This is a genomic window from Nannocystis bainbridge, from assembly GCF_028368995.1.
In the GTDB taxonomy this organism is placed as follows: Bacteria; Myxococcota_A; Polyangia; order Nannocystales; family Nannocystaceae; genus Nannocystis; species Nannocystis bainbridge.
On sequence record NZ_JAQNDL010000001.1, the window covers coordinates 501,340 to 524,852 of the forward strand.

General features: G+C 71.5%; 22 protein-coding genes. 15 read left to right on the forward strand and 7 right to left on the reverse strand.

Going from position 1 to position 23,513, the window contains the following annotated elements; genetic code table 11:
* Positions 1–125 precede the first annotated feature (125 nt).
* Complete coding sequence (locus POL25_RS01945) at positions 126–677, forward strand: hypothetical protein (protein ID WP_272084058.1); 552 nt, start codon at positions 126–128, stop codon at positions 675–677.
* Between the two features lie 116 nt (positions 678–793).
* Here the strand turns inward: POL25_RS01945 and POL25_RS01950 are convergent, their stop codons facing one another.
* Complete coding sequence (locus POL25_RS01950; RefSeq protein WP_272084059.1) at positions 794–1,408, reverse strand: RNA polymerase sigma factor; 615 nt, start codon at positions 1,406–1,408, stop codon at positions 794–796.
* A 160-nt stretch (positions 1,409–1,568) separates the two neighbouring features.
* Positions 1,569–2,099, reverse strand: coding sequence for a helix-turn-helix domain-containing protein (locus POL25_RS01955; RefSeq protein WP_272084060.1), 531 nt, complete (start codon positions 2,097–2,099; stop codon positions 1,569–1,571).
* A 50-nt stretch (positions 2,100–2,149) separates the two neighbouring features.
* Here POL25_RS01955 and POL25_RS01960 point away from each other — a divergent pair, with 50 nt between their 5' ends.
* Both POL25_RS01960 and POL25_RS01965 read left to right on the forward strand, forming a co-directional pair.
* A complete protein-coding gene (locus POL25_RS01960) occupies positions 2,150–2,941 on the forward strand; it encodes a CPBP family intramembrane glutamic endopeptidase (RefSeq protein WP_272084061.1) in 792 nt (263 codons plus the stop codon).
* A 163-nt stretch (positions 2,942–3,104) separates the two neighbouring features.
* Positions 3,105–3,383 (forward strand): hypothetical protein, encoded by a 279-nt coding sequence (locus POL25_RS01965; protein WP_272084062.1) that lies wholly within the window; start codon positions 3,105–3,107, stop codon positions 3,381–3,383.
* A 63-nt stretch (positions 3,384–3,446) separates the two neighbouring features.
* On the opposite strand, the gene POL25_RS01970 is transcribed toward POL25_RS01965, so the two are convergent.
* Together POL25_RS01970 and POL25_RS01975 are read right to left on the reverse strand one after the other, a co-directional pair.
* A complete protein-coding gene (locus tag POL25_RS01970) occupies positions 3,447–4,595 on the reverse strand; it encodes a thaumatin family protein (protein ID WP_272084063.1) in 1,149 nt (382 codons plus the stop codon).
* A gap of 184 nt (positions 4,596–4,779) precedes the next feature.
* A complete protein-coding gene (locus POL25_RS01975) occupies positions 4,780–5,895 on the reverse strand; it encodes an SGNH/GDSL hydrolase family protein (protein WP_272084064.1) in 1,116 nt (371 codons plus the stop codon).
* Positions 5,896–5,968: 73 nt separating this feature from the next.
* On the opposite strand from POL25_RS01975, the gene POL25_RS01980 reads away from it, so the two are divergent.
* From POL25_RS01980 to POL25_RS01990, 3 genes are all read left to right on the forward strand, one after another.
* Positions 5,969–6,508: a tetratricopeptide repeat protein gene (locus POL25_RS01980; RefSeq protein WP_272084065.1), complete on the forward strand. Its 540-nt coding sequence runs from the start codon at positions 5,969–5,971 to the stop codon at positions 6,506–6,508.
* Between the two features lie 296 nt (positions 6,509–6,804).
* Complete coding sequence (locus POL25_RS01985; protein WP_272084066.1) at positions 6,805–7,620, forward strand: alpha/beta fold hydrolase; 816 nt, start codon at positions 6,805–6,807, stop codon at positions 7,618–7,620.
* A gap of 3 nt (positions 7,621–7,623) precedes the next feature.
* Complete coding sequence (locus tag POL25_RS01990) at positions 7,624–9,420, forward strand: protein kinase domain-containing protein (RefSeq protein WP_272084067.1); 1,797 nt, start codon at positions 7,624–7,626, stop codon at positions 9,418–9,420.
* A gap of 22 nt (positions 9,421–9,442) precedes the next feature.
* Here POL25_RS01990 and POL25_RS01995 read toward each other — a convergent pair whose 3' ends face one another.
* Entirely contained in the window at positions 9,443–10,051 is a 609-nt protein-coding gene (locus tag POL25_RS01995) for an SGNH/GDSL hydrolase family protein (protein ID WP_272084068.1), read from the reverse strand.
* A 52-nt stretch (positions 10,052–10,103) separates the two neighbouring features.
* Positions 10,104–11,486 (reverse strand): right-handed parallel beta-helix repeat-containing protein, encoded by a 1,383-nt coding sequence (locus POL25_RS02000; protein WP_272084069.1) that lies wholly within the window; start codon positions 11,484–11,486, stop codon positions 10,104–10,106.
* A 651-nt stretch (positions 11,487–12,137) separates the two neighbouring features.
* Between POL25_RS02000 and POL25_RS02005 the strand changes: the two genes are divergently transcribed.
* The 7 genes from POL25_RS02005 (at position 12,138) to POL25_RS02035 (ending at position 21,683) form a co-directional block, all read left to right on the forward strand.
* On the forward strand, positions 12,138–12,473 hold the full coding sequence (locus POL25_RS02005) for a hypothetical protein (RefSeq protein ID WP_272084070.1): 336 nt from the start codon (positions 12,138–12,140) through the stop codon (positions 12,471–12,473).
* A 480-nt stretch (positions 12,474–12,953) separates the two neighbouring features.
* On the forward strand, positions 12,954–13,754 hold the full coding sequence (locus POL25_RS02010; RefSeq protein ID WP_272084071.1) for an SDR family NAD(P)-dependent oxidoreductase: 801 nt from the start codon (positions 12,954–12,956) through the stop codon (positions 13,752–13,754).
* A complete protein-coding gene (locus POL25_RS02015; RefSeq protein ID WP_272084072.1) occupies positions 13,751–14,953 on the forward strand; it encodes an NADH:flavin oxidoreductase in 1,203 nt (400 codons plus the stop codon). The genes POL25_RS02010 and POL25_RS02015 overlap by 4 nt, the downstream gene beginning before the upstream one ends.
* A gap of 358 nt (positions 14,954–15,311) precedes the next feature.
* Positions 15,312–16,799, forward strand: coding sequence for a DUF488 family protein (locus POL25_RS02020; protein ID WP_272084073.1), 1,488 nt, complete (start codon positions 15,312–15,314; stop codon positions 16,797–16,799).
* Between the two features lie 151 nt (positions 16,800–16,950).
* Positions 16,951–17,943: an SDR family NAD(P)-dependent oxidoreductase gene (locus POL25_RS02025; protein WP_272084074.1), complete on the forward strand. Its 993-nt coding sequence runs from the start codon at positions 16,951–16,953 to the stop codon at positions 17,941–17,943.
* Complete coding sequence (locus POL25_RS02030) at positions 17,916–19,340, forward strand: phytoene desaturase family protein (RefSeq protein WP_272084075.1); 1,425 nt, start codon at positions 17,916–17,918, stop codon at positions 19,338–19,340. Before POL25_RS02025 ends, POL25_RS02030 begins: the two co-directional genes overlap by 28 nt.
* A 312-nt stretch (positions 19,341–19,652) precedes the next feature.
* Positions 19,653–21,683, forward strand: coding sequence for a potassium/proton antiporter (locus POL25_RS02035; RefSeq protein WP_272084076.1), 2,031 nt, complete (start codon positions 19,653–19,655; stop codon positions 21,681–21,683).
* Between the two features lie 18 nt (positions 21,684–21,701).
* On the opposite strand, the gene POL25_RS02040 is transcribed toward POL25_RS02035, so the two are convergent.
* Complete coding sequence (locus POL25_RS02040; RefSeq protein ID WP_272084077.1) at positions 21,702–22,439, reverse strand: hypothetical protein; 738 nt, start codon at positions 22,437–22,439, stop codon at positions 21,702–21,704.
* 25 nt (positions 22,440–22,464) lie between these two features.
* Here POL25_RS02040 and POL25_RS02045 point away from each other — a divergent pair, with 25 nt between their 5' ends.
* Both POL25_RS02045 and POL25_RS02050 read left to right on the forward strand, forming a co-directional pair.
* The gene (locus tag POL25_RS02045) at positions 22,465–22,638 is read left to right on the forward strand and encodes a hypothetical protein (RefSeq protein WP_272084078.1); all 174 of its coding nucleotides are present in this window, start codon (positions 22,465–22,467) and stop codon (positions 22,636–22,638) included.
* Positions 22,639–22,675: 37 nt separating this feature from the next.
* Entirely contained in the window at positions 22,676–23,500 is an 825-nt protein-coding gene (locus POL25_RS02050; protein WP_272084079.1) for an endonuclease/exonuclease/phosphatase family protein, read from the forward strand.
* Positions 23,501–23,513: the final 13 nt, after the last annotated feature.

Consider the following 23,513-nt stretch of genomic DNA (forward strand, 5'->3'; position numbering starts at 1 on the left):
CTCATCATAAAATCGATCGGCGTGACCCGGCCGACCGCGAGGCTGGGCCCAATCCTCCATAACCATAATCATCAATCGATACGATGCATGCGGGACAAATATTGTCCCTGAAAGTGATGAACACCATGAAAATCCATTCCCTGTGCCTCTCGCTCGCCGCCGCCACGCTCGTCACTGCAGCCCCGGGCTTCGCGTCCGAAGCAGCGGCTGCCGACCTCACCAACCGCGTCCCCGCGTCCGCGTGCAGCCCCGAGACCCCTGACGACGACGCCAGCCTCCAGCTCTCCAACGGCTCGTGGATCCTCTCGGGCACCGAGACGGGCACCATGACGCTCTGGTGCCCGGTGGCGACGGACAAGCCGTATACCGGCTTCAGCCCCTTCGAGATCGACTATCTCCGCCTGTGGTACCGCGATCCGGACGGGACGGCCGCGGGCTCGCAGGTGACGGCGCAGCTGTATTACCGCACCGAGGGGTCGAACAACATCTGGCCGATGACCGCCGGCGTCAACTCCAACACGAGCAGCGTCACGACCAGCAATACGCTGTCCTCGGCCGTGACCACCAATACGAGCACCGACGCGCTGTTCTTCGTGAAGGTGACGATCTCGCGGGACTCGACCAGCTCGAATGTCGCGTTCCACGGCTTCGATCTGGCGCTGGCCACCGTCGGCTGAACGCTCGGCGCACCACGGTCGGGCCTCGCCCGCCTGACCGTGGCGGCCCACCTCCATGGGCCCCTCGATCCGCGTGAAGCTGCGGAATCACCGTCCGCGGGCGCGTCGCTCCGGGCTCACGGTGAGCGCAGCTCCTCGCGGACTCGCAGGGCCCAGCCGTCGAGGTCTGCCAGCGTGCTCGCCAGCAGTCCGGGCGACTCGGCCAGTCGTGCCAGCGCCTGCTCGAGCAGTTGTCGGGCCCGGCGCAGGCGGGTCCGCACCGTGCCCTCGGGCACCGCCAGGAGCTCGGCGACCTCGCGGGCCGTGAGCGCCTCCCAGAAATAGAGCTCGACCAGCAACTGGCTCTCGAGCGGGATCTGCCGCAGCGCCTGCAACAGCAGCCGCGTCTGTTGCTCGCGCGCGAGCACGCTGCTCGGCCCCGGCTGCAGATCGGCGAGCGAGCGCTCGCTGAAGTCGAGCTGCGCCGGGGCGCGATAGACCGCGCGGAAGTGGTCGTAGAGCACATGGCGGGCGATGCCCAGCACATACGCGCGGACGTTGCAGTCCTGCGAGATCCGCGGCACCGACTCCACCAGCTTCACCAGCGTCTGCTGGATCAGGTCCGGCGCCGCGGCTCGATCCTTGGTGGCGAAGAAGCGAGCCACGGCCTCGTAGTGGCGCCCCACGAGGGTCCGTCCGGCCCGTTCGTCGCCCCCCTGCCAGGCCGTGAGCAACGTGCGGTCGTCGGACATCGGAACTTCATGCTACCTCGACGAGCCCGAATTTGCCAAGCGCCGCCCCGCTGCCGAACGTCATGCTACGCGGCTCCTGCCGCCGCTTCGATCGCTCGCGCCTTTGGCGTTTCATCCCGGGAGACAACTATCAATCGCCCCTCGAGCGGTCGCGGTCGATTCAGCGTTCGAACGGGAAGACGATCGTCGACAACAGGCGGGCGCGCTTGCCGGGCGCCGGGCCGCGTTCGACGAACGGCCGCAAGGCCGCCTGAAGCGCCGCGACCAGCTCGCCGAATTCCGCGTCGTCCAGGTGCAGCAGGGTCGAGCGAAAGCCGGCGCCGTCGGCCGCCAGATCGACCGACCCCGACGACGTCGCGGCGCGCTGGACATACCGGCCCCACGCGTCGAGCAGGTGGGCGGTGAAAGCCGCGAAGCCGCGGGTGTGATCGCCGGGGGTGAGCTCGCGGGCGGCCGCCTCGTCCAGGTGGGTGGCCCCCTCGTGAAGCGTGTAGCTCCGCTCGACCCCGCCGCGTTTGGCCTGCTCGCCGACCACCTGCAGCACGCCCGAGCGCGCCAGCAGGTTGAGGTGGCGGTAGAGGGTCGCCGGAGCGACGTCGGGCAGCTCTCCGAGCAGCGTGGCCGCGGTCACCGGCCGGGCCGCGGCCGCCACCGTCTCGACGATCCGCAGCCGGAGCGGGTGGAGCAGCACGTCCGCGCGCTCTCGCGCGCCGCCAGGGCTCGTCCGCCCCTGATTTTTGCTTGCGTTCCTCGCCACGCCCGGCAATGTTCTCAAAAATGAGAACATTTGTCCATCCGAATCAGCCGCCAGCCTGGCGTGTGGCGCTGGTGTGGGCGGCGCTGTCGGCGCTCGCGGCGGTCACGGTCGTGCCCTACATCCTCAAGTTGCTGCCCGAGACGTCGGCGATGTCGGAGCCGGTCCTCACCGCCGTCTTCGTGGCTCAGGCCGGGTTGCAGGCGTTCCTGTTGGCCTGGGCCGGCACGGCGGCGGGGCGGCGGATCGGTGTCGGCAGCCCGTGGCTCGAAGCCCGGTTGCGCGGCGAACGACCGCCGCTACCGCGCTCGCTCGGGCGGATGGTGCTTTACGGTCTGGGTGCCGGGCTCCTGGCCGCGGCGATCGATCTGGCCTTCATCCCGTCGATGCCCCCGCCGCTCGCCGGAGCCCTGCCGCAGCCGTCGCCCTGGGATGGCTTTTGGGCCAGCTTCTACGGCGGCATCGCCGAGGAAGTGATGACCCGCCTCGGCATGGCCACGCTGCTCGCGTGGGCGCTGGCGCGGTGGCTCGGGCGGCGGGCCGCGCTCGCCGTCGGGGTCGCCGGCTCCGCGCTGCTGTTCGGCGCGCTGCACCTGCCCGCGGCAGCGCAGGTGTGGCCGCTGACTGTCCTCGTGGTGGCCCGCACGCTGGCGCTCAACGGGGTCCTCGGCGTGATGTTCGGCGCCGCTTACGTGCGCCACGGCCTCGAGCACGCGATCGTGATGCACTTCGCCGCCGACCTCGTGCTGCATGTGGCCGCGCCGGCGCTGATGGCATGACCCGACGCGCAGCTCGCCCGGCACCATGATGCCGTCCATTCCCAGTCACGGTCATCGCGGGGCTGAAATCCGCGTCCCGCGATCGGGCCCAGCGCCGCGAAGCTCGGGCGACGGGCCGTCCGGGTCGACATGCGCTCGTTCGCATGAGACCCTGCACGCGAATATGCAGCCCACCTCGTGGAGATCCATCGCCCTCGTCCTCGCCGGCATCATCCTCGGATGCAGCGCCAACGCCATGCGCGGCGCCCAGGCTCAGCCGGCGTTCCCGGCGAACCCGGCGGCCACACGGTGGCAACAATACTGCGAACACGTCGACGGCGACGAAGAGGCGAACGAGCGCGCCCAGGCGGCAGGCGCCCAGGGCTTCGAGCTCGCCGCGCTCTCCCTCTACGCCAGCAACACCGACGACCTCGTGATCTGCTTCAAGCGGCCCGCGCCCTGACGGCAGGCCGCGCGAACGGCCGCGAGGCTCCACTCGTCGCGTCGGCCGGGAGCCATCGCGGCTTCACTGCGGGCAGTAGAAGGTGACCCGGTAGCGAGTGCCCGCCGGGCACGACCAGTTGCCGATCCCGTCGTCGTACGCGTACGAGTACACCTGCTTGCATTTGTCGTGGATGAGCCCGACGTACTGGGTATCGACCACGGGGCCCTGGCGGCACTCCTCGACGTCGATCGGCGGCGTCGGGCAGCAGTAGTATTCCGCCTCCGCGGCGGCCGGGGCGTAGATCGGCGCGTTGTCCCAATTGACATAGGTGAGCTTGCCGCACGGCGAGTAGCAGCCGGCAGGCTCCTGCGTGGTCGGGTGAGCGGCGCGCAGGTCGACGGCGGACAGCGCGGGGAATTGCTGGTCCGTCGAGATGTCCTCGCCGCTCGGGCAGTCGGACATGCGCAGCTCGCTGCAATCGATCGCCCCGCCTTCGGGGCCGCCCGGGCAGTCGTCGAGCAATTCGACCTCGTACGGGACGGTGTAGCCGTCGACCATGCTGGTGTCCCAGCCGTCGCTCGCGGGCAGCTTCATGCCGGGCGCGGACGGGTTGTCTTGACAGTCGGCCGGCGCGACACCCGGCAGGCAACCGAAGGTGCCCTCGAACTTGGAGTCGATCGGCGGCGCGCAGCCCTCGGCGGGGCAATTGAAGCCCTGCTCCGCCGGGCCACCGCTCTGGCCGATGGCGCAGCCGTTGCCGGTGTCGTCGCAGCCGAGGCCGGGCCAGAAGCGGGTCGCGGCCAGGCCGATGTCGGGGATCGGGTAATCGACGTAGTCGCCCTGCGCGGCGAGGAGGATCTGGTTGGCGGCGTCGAGGTTGCCGCCGCCCGCGCCCACCTGGGACAGCACCCACATCGGCTGATCGCAGCCGTTGACGACCCGCAGGCGCGCCGTCTGCTCGGGCTCGGGCTCGCCGGTGGTCTCGCTCGTGCTCGTGGGCCCGGTGCTGGAGCTCGTGCTGGTGGTCCCGGGGCCGGTGCTCGTGGTGGGCTCCGGCTCGCCGGTGGCCTCGCTGGTGGTCTCGCTCGCGGTCGAGGTCGGACCGCTCGAGCTCGTGGTCTGCGGTCCGGGCTCCGTCTCGCCGCCGGTCTCGCTCGCGTTCGAGGTCTGGGTGCCCGGGCTCCCGCAGCCGAGGACGAGCGCGAAGATGAACAACAAATCGGACCGCATGGGTCACGCTAACACGCACGACCGATGGCGAGAAGCCGCATGGGCGAATGGCGAAATCGCTACCGGACCCAGGCGGACGGGCCGGCACCGATGGGACAATCACGCGATTCTCGACTATGGTGATTGCCCGGTCCCCACCCTCGCGGCCCGCGAGCCGCTCGTGGCAGCGACCCGGCGAATGGGCTCAGCCCAGGCACCAATCGCCCAGCGGGGCCATGTGTGCGATCCAGGTCGGGTCGGCGGCCCGGAGGCGCAAGGTCCGGCGGACCCCGCCGAACCGCGAGAGCTCGGCCCCGGGGACGATCCGCGCGGCCGCTTCGCTGAACTCCCACCATTCATCCTCGCTCGCGGGCTCCCGCCGCGGGCGCGACACCTCGGCGAGCCGGTCCAGCGCTGCCGCGCGCGCGTGCTGCTCGACCGCGGCGACCAGCGCCGGCGTCGCGCGCGGCCCCTTGCTGGCGACCATCCATCGGGCCTCGGTCGACACCGCGGTGACGTGGTATTCGGCGCCGAGGCTGCGGGCCGCGACCGCGCCGTAGGAGCGCCAGTTGTTGTGATAGGGCTGGCCCCACCCGCCCGCATTGCCGTATGCGCCCGCCGAGCACTCGAGCGAATTGTTGGCGGCCTCGTTGCCGGAGCCGACGGTGATCGAGTCGCCGATGAACGCCATGCGTCGGGCCGGCCGCGGCGGCGGCTCGTCGAGCTCGCCCTCGAATTCGAAGCCCTTGAACTTGCACCACCCGAGCGCCGACTCGGTCCGCTTGACCAGCGTGATCGTGTGCGTCGTGTTCGCCAGGCCGGTGGCGACGACGTAGCGGGTCACGCCCTTCTCGGGGGCGAGCTTCATCACCGCGGCGCCGTCGACGACGACCTCGTAGAAGTTGCGATTTACGTCCCAGACGAACTGGTCCTCGAGGTGCACCGCCGCCGACACGCCGCGAAAGCGCGCCGTGACGTACACGCCGGGCGCCGAGAAGGTCGCGCTCGCCAGATCGCCGAAATCGATCCGGCCGGTGTAATGGATCCGCGGATCGTCCGCCGGGTAGACCTTCGGGCTGAGATCGTCCGCCGGGCCGCCCGTGGTGTCGTCGGGCTCGCCGGTGGTCGCGGCGTCGGTGGTCGCGGCGTCGGTGGTCGCAGCGTCGGTGGTCGCGGGGGATGTGCTCACTTCGGTCGCGGCGCCGGTGGTCGAAGTCACTGCCCCGGTGCTCGGGCCGGCGCTGGCGAGTGGGTCGTCACCCGTGCAACCGACGAGGAGCCCGAGGAACAGCGTGCAGACGCAAAGGCGCAGGACCGGCACCGCGCGAGTCTACGAGCCTCGGCGGACCGCAGGCGCACCGCCGGCCTCCGTGGTACTCGTGACTTCGAGCGCCATGAACGACGATATCTCCAGACTACGCGCGTTGCGCGACGCAGCCCGGCACGCGGAGCACCTCGCGGCCGCGCGCAGCCTGGTCGCCCAGCGGCCGGACGATCCGCGGGCCCACGTCGAGGCGGCCTACGGCCTCGACCGCGCGGGCGAGGAGCAGCGCGCGATCGTGCATTACGAGGCGGCGCTGAACCTCGGGGTGCCGGAGGAAGAGCGGCGCCCGTTCACCGTCGGCCTCGGCTCGACGCTGCGAAACGTCGGTCGCCACGCCGACTCCGTCGCTGTGTTCGCCCGGGCGGTCGCGGAAGACCCGGGTTATCCGCCGTTCGTCGCCTTCCTCGCGCTGGCCCTCGACTCCGCGGGCCGCGGCGCCGGAGCGCTGGCGACGATGCTCCAGTGCGCCCTCGAGGCCGCGCGCCCCGGCGCGTTCGACGGCTACGAGCGGGCCCTGTCCGGCTATCAGCGCGACCTCGCCGGTCGCCCGGCAAACCCGCCCGAATCCGGCGCAGAGACGCGCGAAGGCCAGAAACGCGCGCCCTCCTGAACCACGAGCGCGCGGGCGGCACATCGCCGCCGGCGTGCGAGCAGGGCCCCGCAGAGGCACTTCCGAAGTCCATGTCGGCCCCCGCAGCCTGGGGACCTCGATGAAGAATTGCCCATCCTCGCGGGCTCGCCCGGGGACCGTGCGGCCACCGTTGAAATTGGGATGTGCCTGGGCCCAGGATCTGCGAGCGAGCGTCGACAGCACCGGTCGGTCGTCGCTCCGCATGCAGGGAGATCGGGCTGTGGACGCCTCGACGCGGGGGCGCTATCAGTTCGCCGAGCAGGAGGGACACCGCGATGAAGCCAGACCCACGGACGCGAAACCACGTGCAGACGATGGGCTCCGGCACCCGGCCGATGCTGTTCGCGCACGGGTTCGGCTGCGACCAGAGCATGTGGCGTTATGTGGCGCCGTCCTTCGAGCGCGACCATCGCGTCGTGCTCTTCGATCACGTCGGAGCCGGTGGCTCCGATCCGCGGGCGTACGACCGCGACAAGTACGGCACGCTCGCCGGCTACGCCGAGGACGTGCTCGACATCTGCCGGGCGCTCGACCTTCACGATGTCGTGTTCGTGGGTCACTCCGTCAGCGCCATGATCGGTGTGCTCGCCGCGGTGGCCGCCCCCGAGCGCTTCTCGCGGCTGATCCTGGTCGCGCCGTCACCCCGCTACATCCACGACGACGGCTACGTCGGCGCCTTCGCGCAGAGTGACATCGAGGAGCTGCTGGAGCTGCTCGACAGCAACTTCATGGCCTGGTCGAGCCTGCTCGCGCCGCAGATCATGGGCAATCCGGACCGACCGGAGCTGGGCGAGGAGCTGACCCGCAGCTTCTGCCGCACCGACCCCGACATCGCCCGGCATTTCGCGCGGGTCACCTTTCTCTCGGACAACCGCGGCGACCTTCACAAGGTGCGAGTGCCGTCGCTCATCCTGCAATGCGCCGAGGATGCGATCGCGCCGGAGGCGGTGGGTGAATACTTGCATCACCAGCTTGCGAACAGCCATCTCGTCCGCATGAAGGCGACCGGCCATTGTCCCAACCTGAGCGCGCCGGAGGAGACCGTCGCGGCGATCCGCGAATTCTTGAAATCCACCGACGTCGAGGCCTGAGCCATGTCCGCGCCATACGTCCGCGACGACGACCCCGAGCAGATCTACGAGGACGCTCCGTGCGGGTATGTCTCGACGCGCCCCGACGGCGTCATCGTCCGCGCCAACCGGACCTTCCTGACGCTGACCGGCTTTCACGCCGACGAGCTGACCGACAAGCGGCGCTTCTCGACGCTGCTCACCAAACCCGGCGCCCTGCTCTACGAGACCCACTGCGCGCCGCTCCTGCGGCTGCGTGGGTCGGTCAGCGAGATCGCCCTCGACGTCGTCGGCCGCGACGGCGAGCCGCTGCCGGTGCTGCTGAACGCGCGGGTCAAGTGTGACAGCCACGGAGCGCCGGAGCTGCTGCGCATCGCCCTGCTCAGCGCGCCGACCCGCCGCAAGTACGAGCGCGAGCTGAAGCAGGCGCGAGAGCAGGCCGAGGCCGCCACCGACGAGGTGCGCCGGCACCGGGCCCTGGCCGAGCGCCAGCTGGCCGAGCTGCACACCCTGCTGGAGGCCGTGGGGCGCCTGGCCGCCGGCGACCTCGAGACGCCGATCGCGGCCGCGCCGTGTCAGGCCGAGCTGGCCGCCGCGCTCGAGCGGATGCGCCAGGACGTCCACCGCCAGTTCCACGCGCTGATCGAGCGCAACGTCGAGGTCGAGCAGCTCAACGCCGAGCTGCGCCACCAGATCGAGCAGCGTTCGCTGCTGATGATCGAGTTGAGCATGAACGCCGCGGCGTCGAGCCCTGGCCTGCGCCTGGCCGAGGAGCAGCCGCACCTGGTCGAGGGCACCATCCTCGACCGGCGCTATCGCATCGTCGGCGTCTGCGGCCGCGGCGCCATGGGCACGGTCTACGAGGCCGAGCGGCTCCTGGACGGCCGCCGCTTCGCCGCCAAGGTCCTGGCCGTCAAGCCCGACTTCCGGGCGCTGGTCCGCTTCGCCCGCGAGGCGCAGCTGCTGGCGCGCCTGCGTCACCCGAACCTGCTCACCATCGTCGACGTCAACGTGACGGCCGATCGCACCGCCTACATCATCATGGAGCTGGTCCGCGGCGCGACGCTGGCCGATCACCGGCGCCACTACGGCGACGCCGGGTTCATGCTGCCCATCCTGCACCAGATCGCGGATGTCCTGGCCGCGGTCCACGACGCCGGCGTCATCCACCGCGATCTCAAGCCGAGCAACGTGCTGATCGAGGGCGACGAGGGCGCGCCGCGGCGCGTCAAGCTGGTCGACTTCGGGGTGTCGCGCCTGCTCGCGGGCCCCTCCGAGACCATCGAGCCGCCATTGAGCCCCGGGCCCGGCGAGCAGGCCGACGCGCTGTTCAGCGCGCTCTCGTCGAACCTGCGTGACAGGGCCCACGCGCCGACGTTCAGCCCGACACCGTTTCTCAGGACGCCGGACGACTCGACCACCGGCTCGCCGGGCTCGGTCGACGAGTCTCGCTCGCCCAGCGAGCTGACGCAGGTCGGAGCGATCCTCGGCACGCCGCTCTACATGGCCCCGGAGCTGGCCTGGGGCGCCAAGCTCGCGCTCCCGTCCTCCGATGTCTTCAGCTTCGGCGTCGCGGCCCACGAGGTCCTGACCGGGATCGCGCCCTTCGACGAGCCGCCGCTGATCCTCGCGGCGCGCGGCCCGGGCCGCCTGACGTTCATCCCGCTCGGATTGCAGAGCCGGGGCCTCTCCTCCGCGCTCGCGCGCACCCTCGACCGCTGCCTCTGCGAAGACGCCGCGCTCCGGCCCAGCGCCAGGGAGCTCGCCGACGCCTTCGCGCTCGCGCTGCGAACGACAGCGACGGCGAGCCCCGGACCGTGACGCCGCTTCGCCGCCCTGCGGGTCACGGCTGCGAATGCACCGCGGCGAAGGTCGGCCAGATCGTCTCGAACCACGCCGCGTGGCCGGCCGCGGACGGATGAAAGCCGTCAGCCGCGAAGTACTCGGCGTGCTCGTCGAGGCGGTGCGCGCCGAACAGGTCGACGAGCGCGTAGCTGTGGTCGATCGCCAGCCGGCGGACACGCTCGTTGTAGGCGACGATCCGCTCCTCGATCTGCGCGCGGCCGATCCCGAGGAAGCGCTCGGCGAGCGCCGCGGCTGGCGCATGGGACATGTTGGGCAGCGTGCCGATCACCACCGGGCAGCGGGCGCGGTCGAGGCGATCGGCGATCGCCTCGAGGTTGCGACCGTAGTGCGAGGGGGTCACGCCGCGCCAGAGATCGTTGCCGCCGATGAACAGCGAGAGCACGGTCGGCCGCGCGAGCACGGCGGCGTTGACCTGCTCGGCGCGCAACGCCTCGGCGGTGGCGCCGTTGCGCGCGAGGTTCAGCAGCCGCGCCGCGGGGTCTCGCTGCTGCAGGCGCGCGTACATGCGGTCGACATAACCTGCGCCGGCGGGCACGCCGAAGCCCGCGCCTGCCGAGTCCCCGAGAGCGACGTAGTGGATGGCCACGAGACCCCAGGGTAGGTCGTCGCGGCCGAGGTGCAAGCGGTCGCCCCGCGACTCATCGCTCGTAGGGGCCGACGTCCGGCGCCGCGCCCTTCGGGCGGGCCTTGCCCTCGAAATCGATGGCCGGGGCGTGCTCGGGGCTGCCGGCGTCGATCATCGGGCTCATCGGGCCGAGGTGGAAATCTCCGCCGGGGTCGAGCGCATACCCGACGAGCTGCGGATCGTCCGTGGTGGCGTTGTCGCCGCTCGGCTCGGTCAGGTAGAAATTGTTGTTGGCGATCAGGTGATTCGGCCCGTCGTACAGCTGGATCCCGTTGCGGTCGTCGTACAGGATGTTGTTCGTCACGTAATAATCGGTGAACTCGCAGGTGATCTGGCCGCACGGCGAGTCGCCGTTGCCGAGCACGATCCCGTTGGTGTTCGAGGTCAGGTTGTTGGAGACGGTCACGTAATTGGCGTTGTGCCAGCCGTGGATGCCCCAGCCCGAGACGTTGTAGACGATGTTGTTGTAGACCTTCGCGTGCGGGTGCGAGACGTAGATGCCCTGGACGAACCCGGCGTTTTCGCCGGGGTTGCCGATGTCGTGCACGAAGTTGTTGAAGATCTCGACGTCCTCGCCCTGATACGGCTTGTCGGCCACCCAGCCGGCCGAGAGGATGCCCGCGCCGCCGCTGCCGCCGCGGGTCTTGGCGACGAAACCATAGACGTGATTGTTGAAGATCCGGCAGTGGTTGGCGAGCTTGCCGTCGCCGTTGGAGATGCCGAGGCCGACGCTCTCCTCGGTGGTGGTGACCTCGAAGCCGTCGATGTCGACGTAGTCGCCGACGTTCTGCAGCGGGATGGTGGGCGCGGTTACCCTGGCCTGCCAGCGCTCGACCGAGACGTAGTGAATGCGCGCGTCCGCGGTCCCGTGGGCGGTGTTCTTGAAGGCGCCGTAGTCGCCGGGGTACACGCACACGGTGTCGCCCGCGGCGACGATGCCGGTGGCCGCCTTGATGGTGGCGAGCGCCTGGTCCTTGGCCGCGCCGGAGTTGCCGTCCTTGCCGGTGAACTGGTCGACGAAGAGGGTGCAGAGGCGCTCGTCGAAGGTGGTCGACGGCGGCTCCTCTTCGCCGTCCGAGGTCGTGCTGCCGCTGTCGCTGGTGCTGTCCGGGTCGCCGGTCGTGGTGCCGGTGGTGCCGGTGGTGCCGGTGACGCCGTCGCTGGTGGAGGAGGTCGGGCCGGCGGTGCCGCCGTCGCCGCTGGTGGTCGTCGGCGAGAGGCTGTCGTCGCCCGTGCTGCTGCCGGTGGCGGCGGTGTCCGTCTCGCCGTCGCCGGTGCTGCTGCCACCGGTGCTGCCGCCTTCGGTGCTGCCCGGCGAGGACGCGCACGCGAGCAGCGTCGCGCCGAGCATGCAGGTGCAGATCCGCGTATGGCTCTTTCGGTCCAGCAATGACATGGCGGCGGGAAACTATGGAGGCGGCGGATCGATGTCAATATCCAATCGCCATGGGTGCCACAGTCCGCAACAATGCTCGTACTGTCGTTTGGGAGCAACGCGCGACAGGATGGGCCCGGTGACCCCATTGTCCCACGCGTCGCCGGGGAGAGGGCGCTGAACGAGGATTCGTGGATGGGTCGAACTGACAAACGAGGATCGCATGCGCGGAGAACAGGCGCATCGACGAATCGCAAAAGTCCACCCGAGTGTCCCCCTGAGGGATCGACCGATCACCCGCGATCGACGCATGGGCGCGAGTCCGTCATGCCCCATTTCGCCCGGCGGTGCGGTCCTCATGTGAACGAAGGCTCCCCCTGCGGAGGTCGCACGGGGCGGGCCCGGTTCGCGGCGAGCGATCGCCACGGCGCCCGAGCGAGCATCGAGGCGCGGCCAGGGGTGATGGTTCGCGGCCCAGGCACCCGGCGGGCGGCTCATGAAATGACAGCACCCATTGTCGGTAGCCGGACATCCTCGTCATGCGCAGCTCGAACGACACGACGTCGAGCGCCTCGCTGGTGTCCAACTCCACAAACTCCAGCTCGCGCGATGCGGCCTGCTCACCGTGGGACGAGCGACGCCCCGGCGTGCTCGAGCTCTCGCCGGGCACGCATGCGGCTGGTCATCGAGTTCTTCTCAACCCCGACTTTTGCCGCGCAGCCGGCGGTGCTTGCGCATGCAAGAGAATGCCGTGTGATGCGCGAGCCGGTGCGCTACTCTCCCGGGCGGAGAGCGAACACCATGGGCTTCGGCCGAAATCCCTATGTTGCCAAGGCGCAAGTCGCCGAGCAGAAGGCCGAAGAAGCGGCCGACGACAACACGCGCGCGCGTCACTACCGCGAGGCCGCCCACGAGTGGGACCGCGCCGCCGAGCGCGAGAAGCCGGGCAAGGTCCGCAAAGAGTACGAGGCCCACGCGGTCCGCCTGCGCGAGTTGGCCGGCGAGTGAACCAGACCTGACAGCGAGTCCGCCGAAGCGCGGTCGACGGTGGGGTCCGCCGCGGGTGGCCCTGTCGACCTCGCTGGCACCGCGGTGCCGCGGGCGACGAGCCGCCCGGTTGCATCGAAGGTCGCGGTCGTCACCGGCGCGGCTCGGGAGGGCCACCGCGTGCGAGCTGGCGGCTGGCGGGTCGCGGTCGGGGCGCGCCGCGGACGAGCTCGAGCGCATCGCCGCGGGCTGCCGCGAGCGCGGCGGCGAGGCGCTCGTGGCCGGGAGTGTCGGCTCGTAACCCCTGCGCACGCCAGCGGCCCATGAAATGACAGCACCCATTGTCCGTAGGCCACCGCGGGCGCATTGCGAGCGCGAGCCTTCGAGGTCCCACTGCGGCGGTCGCGGTCGTCGGTCGTCGGAGCGCGGGGTCCGGCCATCGACGAAGGCGGCAGGCACAATTTTGCCGACGCGTAGCGAGGTTCCTGTAGAGTGACCCGCGTGAGCCCGCTGGACGCGCACCCTGCGAACCGTGTGGCCCTCGTGACCGGGGGCTGCTCCGGCATCGGCAAGGCCATCGCCGAGCGTCTCGCTGCCCGTGGCCACTCGCTCGTGCTCGTCAGCGAGCGACCGGACGCGCTCGAGGCCGTCGCCTCGGAGATCCGCGCGAGGCACCGCGTCGCCGTGCATACCGTCGCCAAGGACCTCGCCCGGCCGGAGGCCGCCGCCGAGCTCCACGCCGCCGTCGCGGGCCGAGGCCTGGCGGTCGACATCCTCGTCAACAACGCCGGCTTCTTTTTCTTCGGCGAGACCGTCGACGCCGACCCCGGGCGCGCAGCCGCAATGTTGCAGCTCCACGTCGTCACGCCCTCGCTGCTGTGCACGCTGTTCGGCCGCGACATGCGCGCACGGGGGCGGGGCCACATCCTCATCGTCGCCAGCATCTCGGCGTGGCGCGACCTCCCCGGCATCAATTACTACGGCAGCAGCAAGAAGTACCTCCGCGGCTTCGCCCGCGCGCTCCGCTGCGAGCTCGCGGTCCACGGCGTCAACGTCACGTGTCTCGCGCCCGGGGCCACGGCGACCGCCCTGTACAGCGCGACCGCCGTGCCCGTCGAGCGCGCGCGTCGGCTCGGCGTGATGATGGACGCGGACGCCGTCGCCGAGGCCGGGCTCGCCGCGATGTTCGCCGGCCAGGCCGAGCACATCCCCGGCCGCCTCACCCGCGCGATGCTCGCGCCGCAGTGGGCCATCGACCTGCTGCGCCGCCGCGGCCCGTGGCTGCGCCGTGACGAGTCATGACCAGCCCGTTCGATCCGTACCGCCTCGCCGGCCTCCCGCTGCGCAACCGCGTGATCAAGGCTGCGACGTTCGAGGGCATGAGCCCCGGCGGCGCCGTGACGCCCGCGCTCGTTCGTCATCACCGCGACATCGCGGCCGGCGGCGCGGCGATGACGACCGTGGCCTACTGCGCCGTGTCTCCCGACGGCCGCACGTTCCGCGACCAGCTGCACATGCGCCAGGAGATCGTCGCGGACTTGCGCGGCCTCACCGACGCCGTTCACCGCGAAGGCGCCGCGGCCTCGCTGCAGCTCGGCCACTGCGGCTTCTTCAGCAACAACCACGACCTGATCCGCCGCCGCCCGTTCGGCCCGTCGCGCGCCCTCAATCTGCTCGGCGCCCTCGGTGGCCTCCCGTTCGCCGACGCGATGACGCCGGACGACATCGAGGAGGTCACGCGCCAATTCGTGACCGCCGCCGGCCTCGCGCGCGAGGCCGGCTTTGACGCCGTCGAGCTCCACCTCGGGCACGGCTACCTGCTCAGCCAGTTCCTCAGCCCCGCGACCAATCGCAGGACCGACGCGTTCGGCGGCTCTTCGGCGGCTCGCGCCCGGTTCCCGCTCGCGGTCGTCGAGCGGGTGCGGGCTGCCCTGCCGCCCGGGTTCCCGGTGCTGGCCAAGGTCAACCTCCGCGACGGCTTTCCTGGCGGGCTCGAGCTGACGGATTGCATCGAGCTGGCGCGCTGGCTCGCGGCCCGCGGCTGCGACGCGCTCGTGCTGTCGGGCGGCTTCGTCAGCCGCGACGCCTTCTACCTGTTCCGCGGCGAGCGACCGTTACGCGCCATGATCGCCGCCGAGCGGAGCCTCCCCCAGAAAGTCGCGCTGGCGCTTTTCGGACCGCTGGTGATCCGGGCCCATCCGTTCGAGCCGATGTATTTCCTCCCGCTCGCCCGCGAGGTCCGCCGCGCGGTCGACCTGCCGCTCGTGCTCCTCGGCGGCCTGACCGCGCTCGACCACCTCCGCACGGCCCGCCGCGAGGGCTTCGAGCTCATGGCGATGGCCCGCGCCCTCGTCCATGATCCCGGGCTCGTCGCGCGTTACCAGGCCGGCGAGGCGACGATCAGCGGCTGCGTCCCTTGCAACCAGTGCGTCGCCGAGATGGACCGGCCCGGCGGGGTGCGGTGCCCTCGCCGCGTCGACGACCGGCAGATTCGTGCATGAGCACGGCTGAAGGTGCCGGTGACATCGCTGGCATCGCTACGCTCGTCCGACCTCCATCGCGTGCGGCTCCGGGGTTTGACGTGACCGACGCGACGGAGTGAGCGTCCTCCGCGCTTCGCCGTGAGCACCGTGGCCGCGCTCGGTGCCCGGATGCTTGGGCCTGCGCGATCCCTCCACGCGCACGACCGCCGCCGCCGTCCGGCTGGCTCGCATGAATGCGCGTGCTACTTTTGTCGCAGCATTGAGTGCCATGGGTTTCGATAGACCCGGGCGACGTGCGAAGGGCGTCATGAGCGAACGAGCCAGTTCACCCGTCGACCGGTCGAGGCCTGGCCCCGCCGGCGTCGACGACGATGACATGCTCACGACCGAGTCATTGCGGCGGGTGAAGCCGACGCCTGCCATTCTCGCCGCCGACTGGAGCGGCGTCCCGATCTACACGATCGGCCACTCGACCCGCACGCTCGACGAATTGGTCGCCCTGCTGCGCTCCTTTGACATCGCCGTGTTGGCGGACATCCGGACGATCCCCCGCTCGCGGCACAACCCGCAATTCAACGCTGACACCCTGCCCGAGGCCCTGCGCCGCCGTGGCTTGCGATATGTGCCGCTGCCGCAGCTCGGAGGCCTCCGCCGCGCCCACAAGGATTCTCTCAATACGGCGTGGCGCAATCCGAGCTTCCGCGGCTACGCCGACTACATGGAGACCGACGAATTCACGGCTGGCCTGGCCGCGCTGCGGGACCTGACGGTTCGCGGTCCGGTCGCGCTGATGTGCGCCGAGGCCGTGCCCTGGCGCTGCCACCGCTCGCTCGTGGCCGACGCGCTCACGGTCCGCGGCGCGCGGGTCGAGCACATCACGGCCGCCTCGCGCGCTACGCCCCACCGCCTGACCTCGTTCGCCGAGGTCCACGGCGCGCGGGTCACCTACCCTGCGCCGCCGCTCGCCACGCGCGCTCCCTTTCACCTCGAGGCGACCGTGCGCGTGCTCCAGCGCAGAGCGACCAATCGCGTCGATCTTTGGCAGCAGGACCGTTATCTGCGGGTGTTGGACGTCGCGGGCGAAGCCGTGCTGATCGAGGTCGAAGATCGCGGCACCGTCGACGCTCCCGACCTGCATCCCGTGGTGCGTCACGGCGACCCTGCCGTCCTCACGCGCCCTGAGCTCGCGACCACCCTGCGCAAGATCCTGGGCCTCGACATCGACCCCGAGCCGCTGCACCGGCTCACCACCGCCGACCGCAGGCTCCGGACCATCGCGCTCGCCCTGCGAGGTATGCGGCCGCCGCGGTTCGCCGACTGGTTCGAGGTGTTCGCCAACGTCGTGCCGTTCCAGCAGGTCAGCCTCGACGCCGGCGCCGCCATCGTCGGGCGGCTGGTCGAGCGGTTCGGCGCCGCCCTCGAGCACGACGGCGGCCGCTTTTACGCCTTCCCGACCGCCGCCTCGATCGCCGGCGCACGCCTGGACGCGCTGCGACGCGTCGGCCTCGGCGCGCGCAAGGCCGACGCCCTCCGGCGCATCGCCCGGGCCATCGTCGCCGGTGAATTGACCGAACCGGCGATCGCCGCCATGAGCACGCCCGACGCGCTCGAGGCGCTCGTCGAGCTGCCCGGCATCGGGCCGTGGAGCGCCGCCCTCGTGCTCCTGCGGGGGCTCGGGCGCCTCGACGTCTTCCCGCCGGGCGACGTCGGCGTCGCCCGGGGCCTGCGCGCGCTGCTCGGCGCCGACGCTCCGCTCGATCGCGTCATCGATCGCCTCGGCGATCATCGGGGCTACCTCTACTTTTGGGCCCTCGGCGGCGACCTGCTGAAACGCGGCCTCATCCACCCCGCTCCCCGCGCTTGAGAGCCGCTCGAGGACCTCGCGGATCGTCCGCCCGAGCTCGCCGCGGGTCCGGCCGGCCTCCTCGCAAATCTGTCCCCATGAACATGTCCCTTGGGACACTCCATGCCTCACCTCGCTGGCGCGGCGGTGGTTCGCCGCCATACTGCGGGCGATGAGGCGCCCGGTTGCATCGAAGGTCGCGGTCGTCACCGGTGCGTCGAGCGGGCTCGGACGGGCCACCGCGTACGAGCTGGCGGCGCGCGGCTGGCGGGTCGCGGTCGGGGCGCGCCGCGCGGACGAGCTCGAGCGCACCGCCGCGGGCTGCCGCCAGCGCGGCGGCGAGGCGCTGGCGCAGCCGACCGACGTCACCCACGAGGACGCGGTGCTGCGCCTGGCCGAGGCGGCGCTTTTGACCTGGGGCCGCATCGACGCGTGGATCAACAACGCCGGGGTGACCCTGTTCGCCCCGCTCGAGGGCGGCGCGCTCGCGGCTCACAGGCAGGTCATCGAGACCAACCTCCACGGCGCGCTGCACGGCGCGCGCGCCGTCATCCCGGTGTTTCGCCGCCAGCGCCGCGGCACGCTCATCAACATCGGCTCGGTGCTCGGCAAGATCGGTCACGCCTTCGTGCCGTCCTACGTGATCAGCAAGTTCGCCCTGCACGGGCTGTCCGAGGCGCTGCGCGTCGAGCTGGCCGAGTACCCCGACATCCACGTGTGCACGATCTTCCCCTACGCGATCGACACGCCGCACTTCCAGGTCGCCGCCAACGACATCGGCCGCCACGTCAACGCCATGCCGCCGATGCAGTCGCCCGAGAAGGTCGCGCGCGCGGTCGTCGACCTCGTCGAGCACCCCCGGCGCCAGCGCTTCGTGCCGCGGATCGCCGAGCTCGGGCTGGTGCTCCACCGCGTCTTCCCGCGCACCATGGAGCGGCTGCTGTTCCGCGCGCTGGGGCGGTTTCACCTCGGCGCGCCCGAACCACCGGTCGAGGGCAACCTGTTCCGGCCGGTCGCCGACGACTCCGCGGTCCACGGCCACCGACCTCCGCGCCTCGGCACGCCGGCGTTCCTGGTCTGGTCCGCGCGCGAGCTGCTGCGCATCGAGCTCGACGCCGCCCGCCGCCGCCTCCAGCAATGGCACCTCACGCGTACGACGCCGTGATCGTCGGCGCCGGGCCCAACGGTCTGGCAGCGGCGATCACCCTGGCCAGCGCCGGTCGCTCGACGCTGGTCGTCGAGGCGGGCGCGACCCCGGGCGGCGGCTGTCGCTCGGCCGAGCTGACGCTGCCGGGCTTCGTCCACGATCCCTGCGCCGCGATCCACCCGCTCGGCGCGGCCTCGCCGTACTTCCGCACCCTGCCGCTGGCGCGCCACGGGCTGGCGTGGATCGAGCCGCCGACGCCGCTGGTCCACCTGCTGGACGACGGCCAGGCGGTGCGGCTCGAGCGATCGATCGCCGCCACCGCGGCGCAGTTCGGCGCCGACGCTCAGGCCTATCACGACCTGCTGGGGCCGCTGGTCGAGCGCTTCGACGCGCTGCTGCCGATGATCCTCGGCCCGCTGCGCTGGCCCGCCGATCCGCTGCTGCTGGCCCGCTTCGGCGCGTACGGCCTGCGGTCCATGGAGGGCCTCGCGTGGCGCTTCGCCCGGGAGGCCCCGCGCGCCCTGCTGGCGGGCATCGCCGCCCACGCGATGGTCCCGCTCGACCGCCTCGCCACCGCCGCGTTCGCGCTGGTCCTGACGGCCGCCGCGCACGCGGTCGGCTGGCCGCTCGCCCGCGGCGGCTCGCAGGCGATCGTCGACGCGCTCGTGGCTCACCTGCGCGAGCTCGGCGGCGCGCTCGAGCTCGATCACGAAGTCGTCCACATCTCCGAGCTGCCGCCGGCCCGCGCCTACCTGTTCGACGTCTCGCCGCGACGCCTGGCGACGATCGCCGCCGACCGTCTGCCTCCGGCCTACCTGCGCCGGCTCGGCGGGTTTCGCCACGGCCCCGGCGTCTTCAAGCTCGACTGGGCCCTGCGTGCGCCGATCCCCTGGCGCGATCCGGCCTGCGCCCGCGCCGGCACCGTCCACCTCTCGGGCTCGCTCGCCGCCGTCGCCGACTCCGTCGTCCGCGTCCATCGCGGCGAGGTGGCCGCCGAGCCGTTCGTATTGCTCGCGCAGCAGAGCCTGTTCGACGCCAGCCGCGCGCCGCCGGGCATGCACACCGCCTGGGCCTACTGTCACGTGCCGCACGGCTCGGACCGCGACGTAAGCCGGCTCATCGAGGCCCACATCGAGCGCTTCGCCCCCGGCTTCGGCGACCTCGTCGTCGCCCGCGCCAGCCGCTCCGCCGTCGAGATCGCCCGCTACAACCCCAACTACGTCGGCGGCGACATCAACGGCGGCCTCGCCGATCTGCGGCAGCTGTTCTTCCGCCCGCTCGTGCGCCTCGATCCGTACACCACCCCCGCGCCCGACATCTTCCTCTGCTCGTCGTCGACGCCGCCGGGCGGCGGCGTGCACGGGATGTGCGGCCACGCCTGCGCCCGCAGCGTGCTCGCGCGGGTGCTGGCGTGATCGACCTCCGGCTCTGACGCACGCCGCCGCCGCGTGATGAATCGCCGCTGCATCGTTGCATCGGCGTGACGGGCCAAAGATTCGCGTAGGCTCCGTGCAGCCGAGCTGAGCCGCGACGGGCTCGCGGCGGTGCAGACGCCCCGCTGCGAGCCGCCCAAAGCCGTCTTACCGGGCCGCAACGCCGGCTCATGGTCACGCCGCCTCGCGCCCGCGATCCGTGCCGGACTCTCACGCGACGTCCCGTGACATCGCGGACAGAATCGCAGGTCACGCGCGGCTGGGGGGCGCGGACGCGGTATCGTCGGCCCCGACATGGAGACCATCTACGTCGTCATCCCGCTGCTGCTGATCGGGGTGGTGCTGGCTGCCGTGGTGCTCGACCGGTGGAGCGTGCCGGTCATCCTCGTCGCCCTCGGGTTCGGCATCCTGTTCGGCAGCGACGTGCTCAACGTGTGGCACTTCGACGACGTCGAGCTGACCAACCATGTCGCCAACCTGGCGCTGGTCTTCATCCTGTTCCAGGGCGGCTTCTTCACCAAGCGCGAGGACCTGCGGGCCGTGGCGTTGCCGGCGCTCGGCCTCGCGACCTGGGGCGTCCTGCTCACCGCCGCGGGCACCTTCGCCTGCCTGCACTTCGTGCTCGGCTGGACGACCCAGAAGTCGCTGCTGCTGTCCGTCATCATCTCCTCGACCGACGCCGCCGCGACCTTCTCGATCTTGCGGCGCCAGGCGCTGCCGAGCCGGCTGGCGTCGACGCTCGAGATCGAGAGCGCCGCCAACGACCCGATGGCGATCTTGACGACGCTGATCGTGGTCGAGGCCTACGCCTCCGGCGAGAGCCAGGGCTGGCTGACGCTGCCGCTGTTCCTGTGGAAGTTCCTCGCCGGCCCGGTGTTCGGCTGGGCCATCGCCCGCGGCTCGATCGCCCTGTTCAACCGCCTGAACCCGCAGGAGCGCGGCTATTACTACGTGCTCATGGTCGGCGGCGTGATGCTCAGCTACGGCCTGACCGAGATGGCCCAGGCCAGCGGGATGCTGGCGGCCTTCACCGCCGGCCTGGTGATGGGCAACACCCGCTTCGTCTACCGCCAGGGCGTGAGCAACTTCGCCGCGGCGCTGTCGATGATCGCCAACATCGGCGTGTTCGTGCTGATGGGCGTGCTGGTGTTCCCCAGCCAGTGGGCCGACCTGTGGTTCCAGGGCGTGCTGCTGTTCTTGATCCTGACCTTCGTGGCGCGCCCGGCCGCCGTGATGCTCGGCACCCTCGGCATGCGCATCGGCCTGCGCGAGCGCTCCTTCATGAGCTGGGCCGGCCTGCGCGGCGCGGTCCCGGTGGTGCTCGCCACCTACCCGGCGGCCGCGGGCATGGCGATCGGGCAAGAGATCTTCAACCTCGTGTTCTTCGCGGTCCTGCTGTCGGTCTCGCTGCAGGGCTCGACCCTCGAGCTGCTGGCGCGCAAGCTCGGCCTGTCGGAGCCCAAGCCCCCCCAGCCGCGCTACGGCCTCGAGCTGGTGACGATGGCCCGCAGCGAGCTCGACGTGGCCACCGTCGACCTGCCCGGACCCCAGGGCCGCCCGGGCCCGCGGATCCGCGAGCTGATCCTCCCGCCGTCAGCCCTGATCACCCTGATCGCTCGCGGCAACGAGGTGATCGGCCCGTCCGGCAACACCCGCCTGCTCGGCTGGGACCGGGTCACCGTGCTGGTGCGACCGGAGGAGGAAGACGCGGCGCGCGAGAGCCTGCTGCGCCGCTTCGAGGCCGTCGAGCCCGGGGTCGAGCCCGAACCGCTGGAGAAGCCGGACATGGTCCCTCCCGCCGACGAGGCGGCGGTCGAGCGGCTCCGCGACCACGTCGTGCTGGTCGGCCACGGCCGCGTCGGCGCGGTGCTGGCCCGCTCGCTCCGCAGCCACGGCCTGCCGTTCGTCGTCATCGAGCAGGACTGGCACATCGTCGACCTGCTGCGGCGCAGCCACACCCTCGCGCTGGCCGGCGACGGCGAGTCGACGGTGGCCCTCGACCTGGCGGGCATCGCCCGCGCGCGGCTGCTGCTGGTGACGACGGCCGATCCCATGGCCGCGCGCGCGGTGATCGAGCACGCCCATCGCACCAACCCGGCGATCGAAGTGGTCGCGCGTGTCCACTTCGCCGAGCAGTACGAGGCGCTGTGCCGGTTCCCGCGCACCCGCTGCGTCAACGGCGAGGACGAGCTGGCCGGGACGATGGCGCGGCTGGGCCTGGGCGTGTTCGGGATGACGCCAAGCGAAGCCGGGCCGACGACCAGCGAAGCCAGCCCGGCGGCCCGCGAAGCCGGGCCGGCCACCCGCGAAGCGGCGCCGACCTGAGCCGACCCGCGCGCAGCCTCAACAGTCCGGGCAGTGGCAGACGAGGTCGACGTCGCCGCCTCCGCCCTCGCACACCTCGATCCCGTCATTACAGGCCGCCCCGGCGCATTCGCAGTCGACCTCGTCTTCGCACGCCACGGGCCGCGGCAGGCAGGTCCAGTTGTCGCCGAAGACGCTGGGGTGATTGACGCAAATGAACGAATCGGGGCACAGCTCGCACGCGGTCACCCACCAGCACGAGATCACGGGCACGCAGGCGCCGGTCCAGCACCCCATGAAGTCGTCGACCCCCGGCAGGGTCCCGGGCGGGCAATCGGGCGGCAGCGCGTCACAGAAGACCTCGCCGCCGCAATGGACCTTCTCGGTGATGCACTGGCCGAGCACGCATTTCGCCTCGTCGATGCCGATCTGCTGGCACTGGGTCTGATCGCACCGGGCGTCGCAGACCACGTCGTCCTGCTCGGTGGGGATGGCGAAGCACGAGCAACAGTCGTCGTGCAGCTTGCAATCGGCGTCGACCTCGCAGGGGCCGCCGCCGATGCCGCCGGTCGTGCCCTCGGTGGTGGTCTCGCTCGTCGTCGAGCCGGAGTCGGTGGTCTCGCCGCCCGTGGTCGTCGTGCCCGGCGCCCCCGTGCCGGTCTCGCCCGTGGTCCCGGGACTCGTGGGGTCCGAGGTCGTGCCCTGCGTCGCAGTCCCGGATCCCGTGAGCGGGTCGAGGCCGGTGGTCGGCGCGTCGGTGGAAGCCGACGAGGCCACCGAAGTCTGTCCAGGAGGATCACCGGTGCCGTCGCTGTTCGAAGCGCTCGACGTGCTGCCGCCGACCGTCTCGCTGGTCTGCGGCGCAGCCGTCGAGCACGCGCACAAGCCGATGCCAGAGAAAGCCAAAAGAAGTCGAATTCGCATGCGCCGAGCATGGCAAAAAGCCCGCAGACCCGCCAGAACACGCGTCGAGTGACCGGGCGTCACCTCGGTCCTCGTTCACCTTGTCGGGCATGACGCAAATCCTGTCCCTCAACCTCGGCGGCTACGGCGAACAGCACGATCCATGGCGCGCTCGCCGGCCGCTCGTCGCCGCCGTGCTCGCCGAGCAGCAGCCCGACCTCGTCGCGCTGCAGGCGGTCGCTCGTGACCCGGCGATCGCCCGAGGCTGCGATCAGGCGACCCAGCTCGCGCACGACGTCGGCGGCTATGAAGTCGTTTACCGGCCCGCGACCCGCGGCCCCGGCGGACGCGAGTCGGGCCTCGCCTTGCTGTCGCGGGTTTCTCCCCTGGCCGTGCACGTGCATCCGCTGTCGCGCCGCGGCGACGACGACCCATTCGACCGCGTCCTGCTGCACGGCGTGTTCCCGGGCCCCCGCGCGCCGCTGCACGTCGTGTGCGCGCACCTGTCGTGGATCGAGGCGCAGGCGGGCGACAACGTCGGCGAGCTGCTCGTTTACCTCGCCGCGGTGCCCGGCCCGCGGCTGCTGCTCGGCGACTTCAATCAGACACCGACCAGCGACGCGCTCGCCCGATTGCGCGGCGCCGGCCTCGTCGACGCCTGGGCCGCGCTGCGCCCCTGCGATCCGGGTCACACCTTCTTCGAGGCCGGCGCGCCGACCCGGCGCATCGATTATCTGCTGCTCGATCGCCGCCTGGGCCCGCGCGCCTGCGAGGTCTCGCTGGTCCTCGACCGACCCGGCGAGCGCCGGGCCTCCGATCACGCCGGCCTGCTGGCGCGGCTCGGCGACGACGGGCGAGCGGACGTCGCTGCGACGGGCGACCAGGGTCCGCACCAGCCCGGATCGCCCTGCCCACAATCGGCGCCGCCGGCGTAAATCACATCACCGC